Raw genomic sequence first — 16386 nt, 5'->3', positions numbered from 1 at the left:
CGCCGTGACCACTACCCAGAAGCCACCCCGCACGCTGGGCCACCGCGCGCGCGATATCCGCGAGCGCCTGCGCGCCTACCCCGGGCTGGATTACCAGATGCTGCGCATCGCCATTTTCTCGCTCATCGGTATCGGCGTGCTCATGGCTTTTTCTTCGTCGATGGCGACCTCGCTTTCGGAAAGTGACAGCCCCTGGTCGGCTGCTTTGCGCCAATGCATCCTCGTGGCTGCTGGTCTCATCGTGTTCTGGATTGGTTTGCGGATCTCCCCGCGAACGCTACGAGCGCTGGTGCCGTGGTTCCTGGGACTGGCCATCGTGCTGCTCATCCTGGTTCTGATCCCCGGCGTAGGTACAGGACGTGCCGAGGTCGGTTCGCAGTCATGGATTATGCTGCCCGGCGGCGTTGCCTTCCAACCCTCCGAGTTCGCACGTGTGGCCGTGGGGATGTATGGTGCGTCCGCTTTGGCGGATAAGACTCATCGCTCGATGCGCCTGACTGACCCGTTCATGATGTACTCCATCATTTCCGGCATCATGTTCGTGCTCATCGTGGCGCAGGGCGACTTGGGCATGGGTGTGTCCTTTGCCTTGGTGGTGGTCTTTACCCTCGTCTTTGCTGGTGTGGACTGGCGTGTGCCGACGGTCGTCGGTGTCTTCGGCGTCATCGGCATGGCTACGGTTTTCCTGGCGGGCGGCTTCCGTTCCCACCGCTTCCACACCTACTTTGATGCCCTGCGCGGCAACATCGAAGACACGCAAGGTACAGGTTTCCAGGCGTACCAGGGCTTCCTCTCGCTCGCCGACGGCGGCTTCTGGGGCGTCGGCCTAGGCCAGTCCCGCGCCAAGTGGTTCTACCTGCCGGAAGCGAAGAATGACTTCATCTTCGCCATCATTGGCGAGGAGCTCGGCCTGTGGGGCGGCGCTTTGGTCATCGGGCTCTTTGCCATTTTGGGCTACTTCGGGCTGCGCACTGCCAAAAGAGCGCAGAACCAATTCCAGTCTCTGCTCGCGGCGACGTTGTCTGTTGGCGTGGTGGTCCAGGCCTTCATCAACATCGGCTATGTCATCGGTGTGCTGCCGGTGACGGGTATTCAACTGCCCATGATTTCTGCCGGTGGTACTGCTGCGATTATTACGATTGGCTCCATGGGCTTGTTGTGCAACGTTGCGCGCCACGAGCCACTGCAGGTTTCCGCCATGCAGAACTTTGGCCGCCCGCTCTTTGACCGTATTTTCCTGATTCCGGAGCCCACTCCTCCCAACGAGCGTCGCGGTGGTGCGCACCGCGCAGACCGAGAGCGCGACGGTCGTGGAGAACGCGCCCAGCGCCGTCAGCGCCCGCAGACGCAGCGTCACACGGAGCGCAGCCGCGAAGAACGATTTGGTCGCGCGGTCACCGGCCGCCGTGTTCCGCGCCAGGAGGCGTCCGGGGACCGTCGGCGCGGCGAGCGCCGGTAGGGACGCGCTGCGCTGGTAGCCTGTAGGGCATGAATGCCACGCCAATTTCCGTCGTCATCGCAGGTGGCGGCACTGCCGGACATATCGAACCAGCGCTTGCCGTGGGGGAGGAGCTGCGTCAGCGCCACGGTGCGCGAGTGACCGCTTTAGGTACCCCACGTGGTCTGGAGGGAGATATTGTTCCGGCGCGCGGCGTGGACTTGCGCATGATTACACCGGTTCCGGTGCCACGTAAGATCAATGCAGATGCGTTCAAGCTGCCGTGGCGCGTCATAAAGTCCGTGCGGGAAACCCGCGCGGTCCTTCAAGACGTGGCTGCGGACGCCGTCTTCGGTACCGGTGGTTACGTTGCTGCCCCCGCGTACCTAGCGGCGAAGTCGCTGGGCATTCCTTTCTTCGTCCTGGAGACTAACGCGTTGGCGGGCATGGCCAACAAGCTGGGCGTGCGTCTGGGCGGAATCGGCTTTAACGCGCAGGAAGGCTCCGGCATGGCAGGCGAGGTCCTCGGTATCCCGGTACGTCCCGGCTTAGGAGAGGATCCAGATGGTTCCAAGGCAACTTCTGCGCGTAAGAACTGGAATCTAGGTGACGAGCGCCCCACCATCGTCGTGACGGGTGGTTCCCAGGGCGCGGCGAGCATCAATACTGCCCTTGCCGGTGCTATCGACGATCTCACGCAGGACTTCCAAGTTCTTCACGCGTATGGCAAAAAGAACGACAGGCCAGAAGAACGCAACAATTACACCCCCGTGCCCTATATCGATGACATGGCCGGCGCCCTCGCCGTGGCGGATCTCATGGTATGCCGCTCAGGTGCCATGACCGTGGCGGAGGTGAGCGCAGCTGGTCTGCCCGCCATTTATGTTCCCCTCCCGCACGGAAACGGCGAGCAAGCACTGAACTCCCGCGCGCTCGTGGATGCGGGTGCTGCTGTCCAGATTCCCGATGCCGAACTGAGTCCCGAGCGCCTCATCCGTGAGGTGCGCGCAATCCTCGACAACCCCGCCACGCTGGATACCATGCGCACCGCTGCGGATGCCAGCACCGCTGGTGACGTGGCTGCCGTTATTGCTGACCGCATCGCGTCGAGTGCTCGCAACTAGGTTCTCTTCACCACGAACGAAGGATTATCCCCCATGACTGCAACTCCTGCTTCTATTGACCTGTCTCGCGTTCACCTCGTGGGCATCGGCGGCTCGGGCATGTCGGGCCTCGCCCGAATCCTTACTACCCGCGGCGCGGTGGTGACGGGCTCGGATGTGAAGAAGTCCACCGCGGTGGAGGTCCTGCGCACGATGGGCGCTCACATCGCCATCGGCCACGCTGCCGAGAACCTCGAGCTCGCGGGCGAAAAACCCACCGTGGTGGTGACCTCTTTCGCAGCGATTCCGCAGGACAACCCAGAGCTGGCTGCCGCACGAGAAGCCGGAATCCCGGTAATTCGCCGGTCCGACCTTCTAGCAGAGCTGATGGAGGGACACCGCCAGGTGCTTTTGGCCGGAACTCACGGCAAGACGTCTACCACGTCCATGACGGTGAGCGCGATGCAGCAGGCAGGTCTGGACCCGTCCTTTGCCATTGGCGGCCAGCTCAACCGTGCGGGGACAAATGCGCATGGAGGAACCGGTGACGCGTTTGTCGCGGAGGCTGACGAATCCGATGCTTCGCTGCTGCGCTATAGCCCTTCCGTAGCGGTGGTGACGAACATCGAACCGGACCACCTGGATTATTTTGAGACCCGCGAAAGCTACTTTAAGGTCTTCGACGATTTTGCTGACCGCGTCGTAGATGGCGGCTGCCTCGTGGTGTGCCTAGAAGATGCGCAGGCCGTGGCAACCGGCGAGCGCGCGGCCGAGCGCGGCATCCAGGTCTTGGGATATGGTGCGCACAACGAGTCCTCGCTGCCCTATGGCGTAGAGATATTGGAGGAGACGGTATCAGCGGAGGGCGCGCATGTGCGAGTGCACCTCACGCTTCCCGACGTCCCCCCGGAGGACCTCACCTACGACCTCCACGTCCCAGGCCACCACATGGTGCTCAATTCTGCTGCGGCGCTCCTTGCCGGTGCACTGGCGGGTGGAAATCCTGCAGAACTTGCTGCGGGTTTGACCGATTTCACCGGTGTGCGCCGCCGTTTCGAGTACCGCGGTTCCGCGAAAGGGATTCGCGTCTTTGACGATTATGCTCACCACCCGACGGAGGTGTCCGCGGTGCTCACCGCTGCGCGCGCGAAGGTCGATGCTGAAGGCGAGGGCGCGCGGGTTATCGCCTGTTTCCAGCCACACCTGTACTCCCGAACCATGGAATTCGATGCGGAGTTCGCAGAGGCACTAGCGCTTGCCGACGCCTCCGTGGTCCTCGACATCTACGGCGCCCGCGAGCAGCCAGTTGAGGGCATTACTTCCCGCATCATTACGGATAAAATGCCGGAGGACATGCCGGTTATCTTTGAGCCGGATTTCTCCGAAGCTGCGGGCGACGTTATTTCTCTGGCCCAGCCAGGTGATGTCGTGCTGACCATCGGTGCGGGAACGATTACCTATGTGGCAGGGGAAATCCTCTCTCAGCTAGAACAAGGAGAGCCACCAGCGGATTCTGCACAGCTAGGTGAGGCCGAGGGCCAGGATGTCTAAGAAATCGGGCGCGATTGCCGTCGGCGCGGTTGCCCTCGTAGCGCTCGTGGCTGCGGCCGTCGTCTGGCTGTTTCCGATTATGAAGGTGACCTCCTTCGAAGTTGAGGGCAATGAGCACGTGGCGGCCGAAGACGCGGAGCAGGCGAGCGGTGTGGCAACGGGCTCCAATCTGGTGCGCCTCAATGCGCGTGAGGCGGCTCAGGGTGTGGCTTCGCTGCCGTGGGTGGAATCGGCAACGGTCTCGCGCGCCTTCCCGTCGACTGTGCATATCAGCGTGGTGGAACATGAGGCCGTGGCCTATGTCGAGGACGGGGGCCGCACAGTGCTGGTGGACGATAAAGGCAAGGAATTTGTCGAGGACACCCCACCTAAAGAAGCCATCCAGTTGACTGGGCGTACGGAATCGGGCTCGCCGGAGATGCAAGCGGCGGTGGATGCGGTATCCGCGCTTCCTGCCGATGTACGCACGCGCGTCAAGACCCTCGATATCGAGGACACCTATTCGCTGACCTTTGTCACGGATGACGATAAAACCATCTTCTGGGGAGCCGCCGAAGACAACGCCAACAAGGCCATCGCCTTTGAGGATGTGCTCCAGTTGGAGGGCGAATCCTGGAATATTTCTAACCCTTCCCTGGTGACTCGCCGCTAAGCGCGTCCTCAGTGGGGCGGGTGGGACGCCTGTTAATAAAACCGCACGTCAGCAACCCTAAAGTAGAGGTTGAGGGTACCGACACGCGGCAAAATGTGCGCCCAAATAACCCTCTTGTCGTTAAAGATGGATGTAACCGCCTCTCGTATTTAGAGGCGCCTCCTCGTTTACATAAAATCCTTAGTTGAAAGGCAAGAGACCCTCGTATGATCTCATCTAGCAACAACCTCGCGGACATCAAGGTCGTCGGCGTCGGCGGCGGCGGTGTCAACGCCGTCAACCGCATGATCGAAGAAGGCCTCAAAGGTGTTCAGTTCGTCGCCATCAACACTGACTCTCAGGCGCTGATCTTCTCCGACGCGGACACCAAGCTCGACATCGGCCGCGAGGCCACCCGCGGCCTCGGCGCTGGCGCCAACCCAGAGGTTGGCAAGACCTCCGCTGAGGACCACAAGACCGAAATCGAGGATGCGCTCCAAGGATCCGACATGGTCTTCGTGACGGCCGGCGAGGGCGGCGGAACCGGTACCGGCGCGGCCCCCGTCGTGGCGTCCATCGCGAAGAAGATGGGCGCGCTCACCGTCGGCGTGGTGACCCGCCCGTTTAAGTTCGAAGGCGCTCGCCGTACCCGCCAGGCCATGGCCGGTATCGAGGAGCTGCGCGAGGTTTGCGATACCCTCATCGTTATTCCGAATGACCGCCTCATGCAGCTGGGCGGCGAGGAATTGTCCATCGTTGAGGCCTTCCGCGCCGCCGATGAAGTCCTGCACAACGGTGTTCAGGGTATTACCAACCTCATCACCATCCCGGGCATGATCAACGTCGACTTTGCGGACGTGCGCTCCGTCATGTCCGATGCCGGCTCCGCGCTCATGGGGATCGGTTTTGCCCGCGGCGACAACCGCGCGCTCAACGCAGCCGAGCAGGCCATCAACTCTCCGCTGCTGGAGTCCACGATGGAAGGCGCTAAGGGCGTCCTACTCTCCATCGCTGGCGGCTCCGATCTGGGCCTCCACGAGGTCAACGCGGCTGCCTCCATGGTGGAGGAGCGTGCCGACGAGGATGCCAACATCATCTTCGGCACCATCATCGATGACAACTTGGGCGACGAAGTCCGCGTCACCATCATCGCCACCGGCTTTGATGCACAGGCCAATATGACCTCCCAGCCGGTGCAGCCTGGTCAGGCAGCACCGCAGGGCCAGCACGCCACCCCGGCTGCTCGCCCAGGCTCCCTCTTTGAGAACCGTGCCGAGGCACAACCGGAATCCCCCGCCGCGTCCAGCGCGGAAGCCCCACGTGAGGAGTACACACGTGCTGAGTCGCAGGGCACCGAGCGCCGCGAGCGTGAAGAGTACGCACCGCGCCACTCCTACGAGCGTGAGCAGCCCTCCGAGCCAGCTCCGTCCAGCGGACTGTTCACCAGCTCCGATCGCTTCCGCCGTGAGGAGCGCGAGAATCGCGACGAGTACCGCCTGTCCCGCCCAGACGAGCGCCGCCCCCGTGGCTTCGATGATGACGGCGACGACGATCTCGACGTGCCCTCCTTCATGCGCTAGTCGCAGCCCGCTACTCTGGAGTGCATGCCAGTAAACGAGGAAGCACACCCATCGAAGCGCCCCGTCCGCATGGTCTTTACCAGCCGTGCTGGCGGGGCGTCGTCGTCTCCCTATGACTCTTTCAATTTAGGTGATCACGTGGGCGATGACCCCGCCGCCGTGGCCGCTAACCGCGCCCGTCTTCTACGCGCCACAGGGCTCGACGACATCGTGTGGATGGAACAGTTACATACCAATACCGTCACCACGGTAGGTGCGGAGCGCCGCGGTATGACCGAGCCGGTTGAGGCTACTGATGCCCTGGTCACCACCGAAAAACGTCTGGGCCTCGGCGTGCTCGTGGCCGATTGCACGCCGGTGCTGCTTGTCGACGTTCCCGCTGGCGTCATCGCCGCCGTCCATGCAGGCCGCCTCGGCGCGCGCAACGGCATCATCCGCAACACCGTCAACGCCATGATGGTTCTCGGCGCAACCCCGTCGACCATGCAGGTTCTCATGGGGCCGGCCGCCTCAGGTCGAAACTATGAGGTTCCCGAGGAGATGGCTAGGGATGTTGAGAAACACCTTCCTGGGTCGTTAACGCGTACCGCGAAGGGAACCTGGGGTGTCGATGTCCGTGCCGGGCTCGTGCGTCAGCTCATGGAGCTGGGCATTACCGCTATTGAGTCCGATCCGCGGTGCACTATCGAAGACCAAGATTTCTTTTCCTATCGCCGTGAAGGCGTCACCGGACGCCAAGCCGGCGTGATTTGGTTGGAGGGATAACAATGACTGACCAGAACCGTCTCGAGGAACTGCGCGCCGGACTCGAGCGCACCCGCGCTGAGATCCAACGTTTCGCCGACGAAACTGGGCGCGAAGCACCCGAGCTGTTGCCGGTGACCAAGTTCCACCCAGCAGACGACATTGCTCTGCTGGCACAGCTGGGGATTACCGACGTCGCCGAAAACCGCGAACAGGAAGCCCGCGCCAAGGCCGAAGCGCTGCCTCATATGCACTTCCACATGATCGGCCAGATTCAAACCAAGAAGGCCAACCACGTGGCGCGCTGGGCGCATAGCGTGCATTCGCTCGACTCTGAGAAGCTTGCCCGCGCCCTCGACCGCGGCGTGGCTTTAGCCCAAGAACGAGGCCAACGCGACGGTATCTTGCCAGTTTTCATCCAGGTCTCCGCCGACGGCGATACTGCCCGTGGCGGTTGCCCACTCGAGCAGGTTTCTGACTTGGTGGACGTCGTTGAAGAGCTCGACAATCTTGAGCTGCGGGGCTTTATGGTTGTCCCACCTCTGGAGAGTGAACCGGGCGAGGTTTTTAGCCGGGTGAAGGGGCTTGTGGGGGACGTGGCCAAGCAGCTCGGGCGCCCATTGAAGCTTTCTGCCGGAATGAGTGCAGACCTGCAGGAAGCAATTGAATCTGGAACAGATATCGTGCGTGTCGGAACCGGAATTATGGGGCCGCGGCCAGTAGTTTAAGTGGCATCGCAAAAGCGCATTTCAAAGACACTAATCTCACAGAAAACTAGGTCAGAGGGAGACCCAGAATGTCACTGATTGATAGGACCAAGGAATTCTTCGGGCTGGGCCCGATGGACATGGACGCCGACGACGCCTACTACGCCGACGAGCGCACCTACAACGCTCCGTCGTACGCAGCACCGTCCTACGACAAGCAGGAAGAAGAATTCGTTCCGACCATCGTGGCCCTGTCGCTCGTCTCCTTCGATGACGCCGCCAAGGTTGGCGGCCCGTTCCGTGATGGTGACGCCGTAGTCTTTGAACTCACCGATGCCGACCGTGGCTCCGCCAAGCGCTTCGTCGACTTCGCTGCTGGCCTGTGCTTCGCACTGGAAGGTCGTATGAAGAACCTCACCAAGGGCGTTGATACCAGCCGCAAGGTTTTCGCGATTGTGCCGAAGGGCGCCGACATCTCTACCGTTGAGCTGGAGCGCGCCGCGCACTTGCGCTAAAACTCGACGCCTCAGGGCCGCCGATCCTGCCCCTCCCGTGTTGGCTTGTGGAGGAGGCTGGAGACGGCGGCTTCATGCGTTTTCTTGCGAACCGCCGGACGGGGAAGTACCGCCTGCGGGGGTGGTTCAGATAGGCTCGGGCGATGTGAATACTTTAGGTTCGATTCTCATTCTTGCTGTGAGCCTCTACTCGTGGATTCTGCTCGCACGCATCGTCATCGAGATGATTCAGTCCTTCTCGCGCCAATTCAACCCGCCGCGGTGGTTCATGATGGTGGCAGAAGTGCTGTTTGTACTTACTGATCCGCCCGTTAAGGCCCTGCGCAAGGTTATCCCGCCCTTGCAGCTGGGCGGCATTGCTCTCGATGTCTCGGTTATCGTACTGTTCCTGCTCTTGGCAATTCTCTCGCGACTGATTGTGTGGGTATTTTTTGGTGCTGGCGGGCTCGCAGTCTAAATTGCGGGTGTATTAAACCCTTTTGTTAACGTTGAGACTCGTGCCTGCGTTAGATAATGTGTTGATTTGGATACAATGAGTTATCACAATCCGTATTATTAACCGCATATGTACCCGGCCTCTGGACCCACTAGAGGTTTGACCGATTCGTAAGGGGAAGAGAAGTCAATGCCACTGTCACCAGCTGATGTACACAACGTCGCCTTCAGCAAGCCGCCTATTGGCAAGCGTGGCTACAACGAGGACGAGGTCGATCAGTTCCTCGACCTCGTCGAAGATGCTCTTGCTCAGTTGCAGGATGAGAACGACGACCTCCAGGCCCAGGTTGAGGACCTGAAGGCACAGTCCAAGGGCGGCGCCGCTGCTGGCGCCGGTGCCGCTGCAACCAAGGTCGATGAGGCCGCCGTGCGCAAGGACGTGGAGTCCAAGCTGCGCGCTGAGTACGAGGCAAAGCTGGCTGACTCGAAGAACGAGGTTGCCAAAGCCAAGGAAGAAACCAAGAAGGCCCAAGAGCAGGCTAAGGCCGCTCAGGCTCAGGCGCAGTCCTCCCAGGCTCCGGCTGCTCAGCAGCAGGATAACTCCGCAGAGCTTAAGGCTGCCCGTGAGGAAGCTGCCGCCGCGAAGCGTGAGCTCGAAGCGTCCAAGCGCGAGCTGGAGAACACCAAGAAGGAGCTGGAGTCCGCCAAGAAGAACTCCGGCGCCTCCACCGCTGCCGCCGGCATTGCCGGCGCTGGTGCTGCCAAGACTGCGGATGGCCTGGCTACTCCGGAGACCCACATGCAGGCCGCTCGTGTTCTGGGCTTGGCTCAGGAAATGGCGGACCGCCTTACCAACGAGGCCAAGGCAGACTCCGAGTCCATGCTGGCCGAGGCCCGCACGGCTGCAGAAAAGCAGCTTGCTGAGGCTGATTCTCACTCCAAGGCTCAGTTGGCTGACGCCCAGAAGCGTTACGACGCACAGCTGCTGGATGCCGACAATCGTTCCAAGAAGCTCGTCGCTGACGCAGAGACCAAGGCTAAGCAGACTGAGTCTGATGCCACCTCCCGCGCTGAGGCTCAGATCCGCCAGGCTGAGGAGAAGGCAGCAGCCCTGCAGGCTGACGCGGAGAAGAAGCACACCGAGGTCATGAACACGGTCAAGCAGCAGCAGACTGCTCTCGAGGCCCGTATCTCCGAGCTGCGCACCTTTGAACGCGAGTACCGTACCCGCCTCAAGACGCTTCTCGAGTCCCAGCTTGAGGAGCTGGAGTCCCGCGGCACCGCGGCTCCGAACGGTGAGGCTGGCAAGGCCAACAACTAATTTCTGGCTCATGACTGAATTAACGGCGTCCGGCACCGGACGCCGTTATTCTTTTCTGTAGACCACCGGGGCCTCCGGTAGACACAAGACCAGTTTTCGTGGAAGGGGAGCGAACATGCTCATTGGCGCATTGGTTCTAGCGTTCGTGGCTTTCTTGGCTTTCGTGAACTACATCCTCACCGCCGCTGACTGGTCCCTGTACCTGTTGTTCATCTCTGCCGGCGTCGGCATCATTCTCTTTATCGTCGATACAGTGGTGAAAATACGCCGCAAGCACGACGAGTAGCCCTCGGCCTCAAGGGGTTCCTGAGGTAGAGGGCTCCTAGGCGGTGAGCTGCTGCGATGGAAGGCTACTGTCGCGGATAGTGGCACCGACCGAATCTAGGTGCCACCGCTACCTGGGTCCACATCTAGGTGCCACCGCTGTCCGGCGGTCCAATTGCTTTAGGGGCCGCCTGCCGTGGCGAAGGTGGTGGGAGAGGACCGAAGGTGCGCTTTACCGTCCCTTCAACCCGGGCCATCCGCCCACGCCCTGGCGGAGCATTGGGGTTATCTTGATTGACTCCGTTGTGGTACGGACACAACATCACGAGGTTCTCGGGATTGGTATAGCCGCCGTTCTTCCACGCGATGATGTGGTGCACTTGGCACTCATCGGCGGGCTTCATACAGTCATTCCATGCACAGACCGGAAACTCGGCCATAGCCATGATGCGCTGTTTGATGCTAGCGCTCCGCTCCTGCCGATAGAGGTTCACAGGTCCGCGGACGGGGTGAAAGAGCGTCGCCAATGTGCCGTCAAGGTCTATTTCACCGGAGATCACCTTGTTGACATACTCCGCACCCGTCATTGTCGCGCCATTGGTCATACGCAGCGTAACTTCCTCACCATCACCATTGAGAATCTGCGTCAACGCATCCAAGGGGACAAGGATATTGGTCTGCAGTCCTTTGCGTGGGGCCGCGCCTGTGAAGAAGGCTTCCTGGATGGATTCGATGGGGCGGTGCTCATCGACGGCGTCGTTAAGCTCCGCGATGACATGAGAAGGGGCTGTAATCGCCATCGTCCACAGCGAGTTTCGCCGGCGATACACCGTGACGCCTGCCTTGGGCTGCGGCGGTTTCGAAAGCTCTTTGAGCTTCTTCTTGGCCAGAGCTTCCATCGCCAACGTATCAGCGCTCGTGCGGCACAGCTCTAGGCGCATCTGCCACCCCAAGGCCAGTGTCCGAGCTTTGCGTGCATAGCGGTCAATGACGTTGAGTGTGGGCAGAGAATGGCCGCGCTGGCGGGCTGCAATTACGGCGTTGCGTTGCATGCGAGTCATTGCAGTCGTGCCAAAGAAGCTCGAGTGCAAGCGCACCAATTCCTTGGCCGTTTTATCGGGTGATCCGGCAGCAATGAGATCCGCTTCAGACATGCCTTCGCACCCGGCGACGACATCAATGCCGGGCGCCAGGGCGTCAAGAAAAGTCTGCAGTGCGTTCATGATTCTGAAGCCTAAGGCTCACTGTGATCAGCCCGCACTAGAAAAAATGCTCCTGTGAATAACCTTTTCACCTGAGCATCGTGGGCACACACGGGTTTCTATTTCAGGATCTCGGGAACCTGTGGCTGTGAAAACTTGACCCCTCGGTTATACTCTGGAGCTACATGCAGTGAGCCGGCTATCACCGGGGAGCATTCCGGAAGAACGTGAGGCGCGCGAGCGCCGCATTATTAGAACCGGGCGGGTAGGGACCGTCATCTCCTTCACACAACGAAGCGGGACGCCTCGGCGTCCAAGCGGGGTGGTACCGCGAGCCGCAAGGCGCGTCCCCGTCACAGCGAACGAGTGAAGGAATTTTCAGATGAGCAACAACCCTACGAACGTCGGCAGCGTTTATCCCAAAGTCGATATGACAGCTGGGTCCTCCCGCTTCCCCGACATGGAGCAGGAAGTCCAGAAGTACTGGACGGCCGACGATACTTTTAAAGCCAGCCTCGAGCAGACAGAGGGTTGCCCCGAGTACGTCTTTTATGATGGCCCGCCCTTTGCCAATGGCCTGCCGCACTATGGCCACCTGTTGACCGGTTACGTCAAAGACATCGTCCCGCGCTACCGCACCATGGCCGGCAACCACGTCCCGCGCGTCTTCGGCTGGGATACCCACGGCCTGCCGGCGGAGCTGGAGGCAGAAAAGCAGCTCGGAATCACCGATAAGGCCCAGATCGAGGACATGGGCCTAGAGAAGTTCAACGAATACTGCGCCAAGTCCGTTCTGGAGTACACCGATGAGTGGGAAGAGTATGTTAACCGCCAGGCTCGCTGGGTGGACTTTGAAAACGGCTACAAAACCATGGACTTGGAGTACATGGAGTCTGTCATGTGGGCGTTTAAGGAGCTCTATGACAAGGGCCTGATCTACCAGGGCTTTAGGGTTCTGCCGTATTCCTGGGCTGAGCACACCTCGCTGTCCAACCAGGAAACACGCCTGGATGATTCTTATAAGATGCGCCAGGACCCGACCCTGACGGTGACTTTCCCAGTGGCTGGTGCGGTCGAGGGAAGCGCTGCGGAGAAGACGTTGGCAGATCACGCCGAGCTTGCCGACGCCTCCTTCCTCGCCTGGACCACCACCCCCTGGACCCTGCCATCCAACCTGGCTTTGGCGGTCCACCCGGAGGTCGACTACGTGCTGTTTAAGGCCACCGAGGGCGACTTTGCTGGCCGCACCTTCATCATGGCCGAAGCGCTCACCGGTACTTTGGCGAAGGAGCTGGGTGAGGCGGAGGTCCTCAAGACGTTCAAGGGCGCGCAGTTGGAGGGCTTTAAGTACCAGCCCATCTTCGATTTCTTCCCGGATGTCGAGAACGCGTATCAGTTACTGCTCGCGGATTACGTCACCACCGAGGATGGCACCGGTGTTGTCCACCAGGCTCCGGCCTTCGGTGAGGACGATATGCTCACCTGCCAGAAGTACGGCGTAGGCCTGGTCATCCCGGTGGATGAAGATGGAAAGTTCACCTCGCAGGTACCGCCGTATGAGGGCCAGCTGGTCTTCGACGCTAACAAGGCCATCATCAAGGACCTCAAGGCCGCTGGCCGTGTGGTACGCCACGTGACCATCGAGCACTCCTACCCGCACTCCTGGCGCTCCGGCGAGCCGCTCATCTACATGGCGCTGCCGGCATGGTTTGTCAAGGTGACCGAGTTCCGTGACCGCATGGTGGAGCTCAACCACAACGAGATTGAGTGGCTGCCGGAGCATATCCGCGATGGCCAGTTCGGCAAGTGGCTGGAAGGCGCTCGTGATTGGAACATCTCCCGTACCCGCTACTGGGGTGCTCCGATCCCGGCGTGGATCTCCGATGATCCGGAGTACCCGCGCGTGGATGTCTACGGTTCCCTGGATGAGCTGGAGCGTGACTTCGGCGTGCGCCCGACCAGTCTGCACCGCCCACACATCGATGAGCTGACTCGCCCGAACCCGGACGATCCGACGGGCAAGTCCACGATGCGCCGCGTGCCGGACGTGTTGGACTGCTGGTTCGAGTCTGGTTCCATGCCGTTTGCCCAGAAGCACTACCCGTTTGAGAACAAGGAGTGGTTTGAGACCCACTCGCCGTCAGACTTCATCGTGGAGTACTCCGGTCAGACCCGCGGCTGGTTCTACGTCATGCATGCGCTGTCCACCGCGCTCTTTGACCGCCCGGCCTACAAGAAGGTTGTGGCCCACGGCATCGTTTTAGGCAATGACGGCCTGAAGATGTCCAAGTCCAAGGGCAACTACCCGAACGTCAACGAGGTCTTTGACCGCGATGGTTCGGATGCGATGCGCTGGTTCCTCATGTCCTCGCCGATCCTGCGCGGTGGCAACCTCATTGTCACCGAGCAAGGCATCCGTGAGGGCGTGCGCCAGGCCATCCTGCCGATCTGGAATGCCTACACCTTCCTACAGCTCTACGCTTCTCAGGAGGCGCAGTTCGATGTCAGCTCCACCAACGTGCTGGACCGCTACATCTTGGCCAAGACTCATGACTTGGTGAAGAACACGAATGACGCGCTGGCGAATACCGACATCGCTTCGGCCACTGAGGAGGTTCGCCTCTTCGCGGACGCGCTGACTAACTGGTATGTTCGCCGCTCTCGTGACCGTTTCTGGGAAGGCGAGGAGACTCACGTTGAGGCGTTCAATACCCTCTACACGGTGCTGGAGACCGTCTCTCGCGTGGTGGCTCCGCTGCTGCCGCACGTTGCTGAGGTCATCTACCGTGGCCTGACCGGTGAGCGTTCCGTGCACTTGGCGTCCTACCCGAAGGCTGAGGATTACCCGGCTGATCATGACCTCGTGGCAGCGATGGATGCTACCCGTGCGGTGGCCTCGGCGGCGTCGTCGGTGCGCAAGTCCAACAAGCTGCGCAACCGTTTGCCGTTGCCGAAGCTGACCGTGGCGATGCCGGATTCGGCACGCCTGGCGGACTTCAAGGACATCATCCGCGATGAGGTCAACGTCAAAGACGTCGTTCTTACCGATGATGTCGACGAAGTCGGTACCTTCGACGTGGTGTGCAACGCCAAGGTTGCGGGCCCGCGCTTGGGTAAGGATGTCCAGCGTGCCATCAAAAACCTCAAGGCTGGTAACTACGAGCGCGAGGGTGACGAGGTCGTCGTTGACGGCGATATTCGTCTGAGCCCAGAGGAGTACACCGAGCGCCTGCAGGCGGCTAACCCGGAGTCTACGGCGCGCGTGGACGGCGTGGATGGCCTAGTGGTGCTGGATACCGAGGTCACCGAAGAGCTCGAGGCCGAAGGCTGGGCTGCTGATGTCATCCGCGGCCTCCAGGATGCTCGCAAGGCCGAGGACTTCGTGGTGACTGACCGCATCACGGTGGTCCTCTGCGTTCCCGCAGAAAAGGAAGAGTGGGCCAACCGCCACCGCGATCACATCGCGGCGGAGGTACTCGCTGTCGACTTCACCGTGACGACGGAGACTCTGTCTAACGATAGCGGCCAGACGGTGCATGACGTCCTCAAGGGTGTCACCGCGACCGTGGCCAAGGCCTAGAGCTTGGACAGCAGGGCGCAGCTGACCATGCGCTAAATATCGAGGAGAAAAGCTCCACCTCCCAGTAGGGAGAGTGGAGCTTTTCTGGTAATCGCAGAGCTAACGGCGAGCACCTGGCAGGTGTGCGCGCCACGCCATGACGACGTTGACGAGGCACAGCAGAGCGAGGACGCTACCGATGATGAAGAGGTTGGTAAACCCAAAGTACGGCGCCAAGGCACTAAAGGCCATAGGGATGAAGAAGCCGGTGTAGGAGATGGAGTAGTAGACGGCGGTCAAGCCAGCAAGCTCCCGTTCTCCCGCGATGCGCTGAACTTCAGAGAGACCCGCGACGAGTGCGAGACCGTAGCCAGCCCCCATCGTGGCTGCTGCGGTGATGCCCAGAGGCAAAGACAAGGTATGGGCGGCGAACGCTGCGAAGATTGCTCCAACGGTGATAACGGCCATGGCGATGGCGGAAGCACGAGCAGACTTGTGGGTATCCACGATACGGCCGAGCATTTGCACGCCCACGCCGCAGCCGAGGGTGATGACGGTCATGAGACCGGAGAATGCGATGGGGGCATTGCCGGCGGAGTCGGACAACAATTGCGGTAGCAGCGCATAAGCGGCACCGGCGCAGCCGAAGACCCAGGGAGCCACAGGCATGACGACGCGCACGAAACGCTTGTGAGCGGCCGTCGGAACGTGGAGCATCTGGAGCATCTCGCGGACGGTGAGATCCAGGATGGTCATCTTCACGGTGCCATGGCTGGGCTGGCGGGTTTCCGGTGTGTGAAGAATCCAGATAGCAGTGACAACGGTGAGTAGCATATGGAGGATATATGCGGTGTGCGTCGGCCACGGACCCCACTGCGCCAAGACAGAAGCGATGCCCGCGCCCACGAGGAAACCTGCGGTCAAGCACAGTGATGCCTTGCGTGCGCCGGAGGCCGGGTCACCACCGGCACGGGTAATGAGCTCAGTAATCCACGTTGAACCCACAGCCATGACCAGGCCCAACGCCATGCCGCACAGAACGCGGCCCAAGGCAATGATGAGAGGTTCCTCGGGAGCGATAGAAAGAAGGAAAGAACCAGCAAGAGAGAGCGGAGCGGCCGGAAGCAGCATCGGGCGGCGGCCAATAAGGTCAGAGAGCGGCCCGCCGATGAGCAACGCCGGAATAATGCCGACAACATATGCCGCGAGGAGGCCGTTGACGGTCACTTGAGAGAAGTGGGAGGTCTCGCGGTACATCACGAGAAGGGGCGTGAATTCATTGCCTCCCCACGCCACAGCGACCATGGAGCCAGCAACGGGGAACCACGCGCGTGAC

14 protein-coding genes are annotated in these 16386 nt (G+C 60.9%); 12 read left to right on the top strand and 2 right to left on the bottom strand.

Annotation, left to right across the window (positions count from 1 at the left end):
• The first annotated feature begins 4 nt into the window (after positions 1-4).
• The 11 genes from I6J26_RS02205 to I6J26_RS02155 all read left to right on the top strand — a co-directional run bounded on the left by I6J26_RS02205 (position 5) and on the right by I6J26_RS02155 (position 10311).
• Entirely contained in the window at positions 5-1459 is a 1455-nt protein-coding gene (locus I6J26_RS02205; protein WP_115022888.1) for an FtsW/RodA/SpoVE family cell cycle protein, read from the top strand.
• Positions 1460-1488: 29 nt separating this feature from the next.
• Positions 1489-2562: an undecaprenyldiphospho-muramoylpentapeptide beta-N-acetylglucosaminyltransferase gene (gene murG, locus I6J26_RS02200; protein WP_115022886.1), complete on the top strand. Its 1074-nt coding sequence runs from the start codon at positions 1489-1491 to the stop codon at positions 2560-2562.
• A 33-nt stretch (positions 2563-2595) separates the two neighbouring features.
• Positions 2596-4092, top strand: coding sequence for a UDP-N-acetylmuramate--L-alanine ligase (gene murC / locus I6J26_RS02195; protein ID WP_115022884.1), 1497 nt, complete (start codon positions 2596-2598; stop codon positions 4090-4092).
• Entirely contained in the window at positions 4085-4744 is a 660-nt protein-coding gene (locus tag I6J26_RS02190) for a cell division protein FtsQ/DivIB (protein ID WP_115022882.1), read from the top strand. Before murC ends, I6J26_RS02190 begins: the two co-directional genes overlap by 8 nt.
• Positions 4745-4950: 206 nt before the next feature.
• The gene (ftsZ, locus tag I6J26_RS02185) at positions 4951-6303 is read left to right on the top strand and encodes a cell division protein FtsZ (protein ID WP_070669917.1); all 1353 of its coding nucleotides are present in this window, start codon (positions 4951-4953) and stop codon (positions 6301-6303) included.
• Positions 6304-6327: 24 nt separating this feature from the next.
• A complete protein-coding gene (pgeF, locus tag I6J26_RS02180; RefSeq protein WP_115022880.1) occupies positions 6328-7068 on the top strand; it encodes a peptidoglycan editing factor PgeF in 741 nt (246 codons plus the stop codon).
• 2 nt (positions 7069-7070) lie between these two features.
• Positions 7071-7775, top strand: a complete 705-nt coding sequence (locus I6J26_RS02175; RefSeq protein ID WP_115022878.1) for a YggS family pyridoxal phosphate-dependent enzyme — start codon at positions 7071-7073, stop codon at positions 7773-7775.
• 68 nt (positions 7776-7843) lie between these two features.
• Positions 7844-8269, top strand: a complete 426-nt coding sequence (locus I6J26_RS02170) for a cell division protein SepF (RefSeq protein WP_039676080.1) — start codon at positions 7844-7846, stop codon at positions 8267-8269.
• Between the two features lie 145 nt (positions 8270-8414).
• Entirely contained in the window at positions 8415-8726 is a 312-nt protein-coding gene (locus I6J26_RS02165) for a YggT family protein (RefSeq protein ID WP_115022876.1), read from the top strand.
• A gap of 168 nt (positions 8727-8894) precedes the next feature.
• Positions 8895-10025, top strand: coding sequence for a DivIVA domain-containing protein (locus tag I6J26_RS02160; RefSeq protein ID WP_115022874.1), 1131 nt, complete (start codon positions 8895-8897; stop codon positions 10023-10025).
• Between the two features lie 115 nt (positions 10026-10140).
• Positions 10141-10311, top strand: a complete 171-nt coding sequence (locus I6J26_RS02155; protein WP_181815382.1) for a hypothetical protein — start codon at positions 10141-10143, stop codon at positions 10309-10311.
• A gap of 124 nt (positions 10312-10435) precedes the next feature.
• Here I6J26_RS02155 and I6J26_RS02150 read toward each other — a convergent pair whose 3' ends face one another.
• Positions 10436-11512, bottom strand: a complete 1077-nt coding sequence (locus tag I6J26_RS02150; RefSeq protein ID WP_115022872.1) for an HNH endonuclease signature motif containing protein — start codon at positions 11510-11512, stop codon at positions 10436-10438.
• A 361-nt stretch (positions 11513-11873) separates the two neighbouring features.
• Between I6J26_RS02150 and ileS the strand changes: the two genes are divergently transcribed.
• On the top strand, positions 11874-15071 hold the full coding sequence (gene ileS / locus I6J26_RS02145) for an isoleucine--tRNA ligase (protein WP_115022870.1): 3198 nt from the start codon (positions 11874-11876) through the stop codon (positions 15069-15071).
• Positions 15072-15170: 99 nt separating this feature from the next.
• Here ileS and I6J26_RS02140 read toward each other — a convergent pair whose 3' ends face one another.
• On the bottom strand, positions 15171-16355 hold the full coding sequence (locus I6J26_RS02140; protein WP_181815462.1) for an MFS transporter: 1185 nt from the start codon (positions 16353-16355) through the stop codon (positions 15171-15173).
• Positions 16356-16386 lie beyond the last annotated feature (31 nt).

Origin of the sequence: Corynebacterium minutissimum, assembly GCF_016889765.1 — a bacterium.
Lineage (GTDB): Bacteria > Actinomycetota > Actinomycetes > Mycobacteriales > Mycobacteriaceae > Corynebacterium > Corynebacterium minutissimum_B.
The sequence above is the reverse complement of the archived record's forward strand: the minus strand, read 5'-3'. Positions and strand labels throughout refer to the sequence as shown.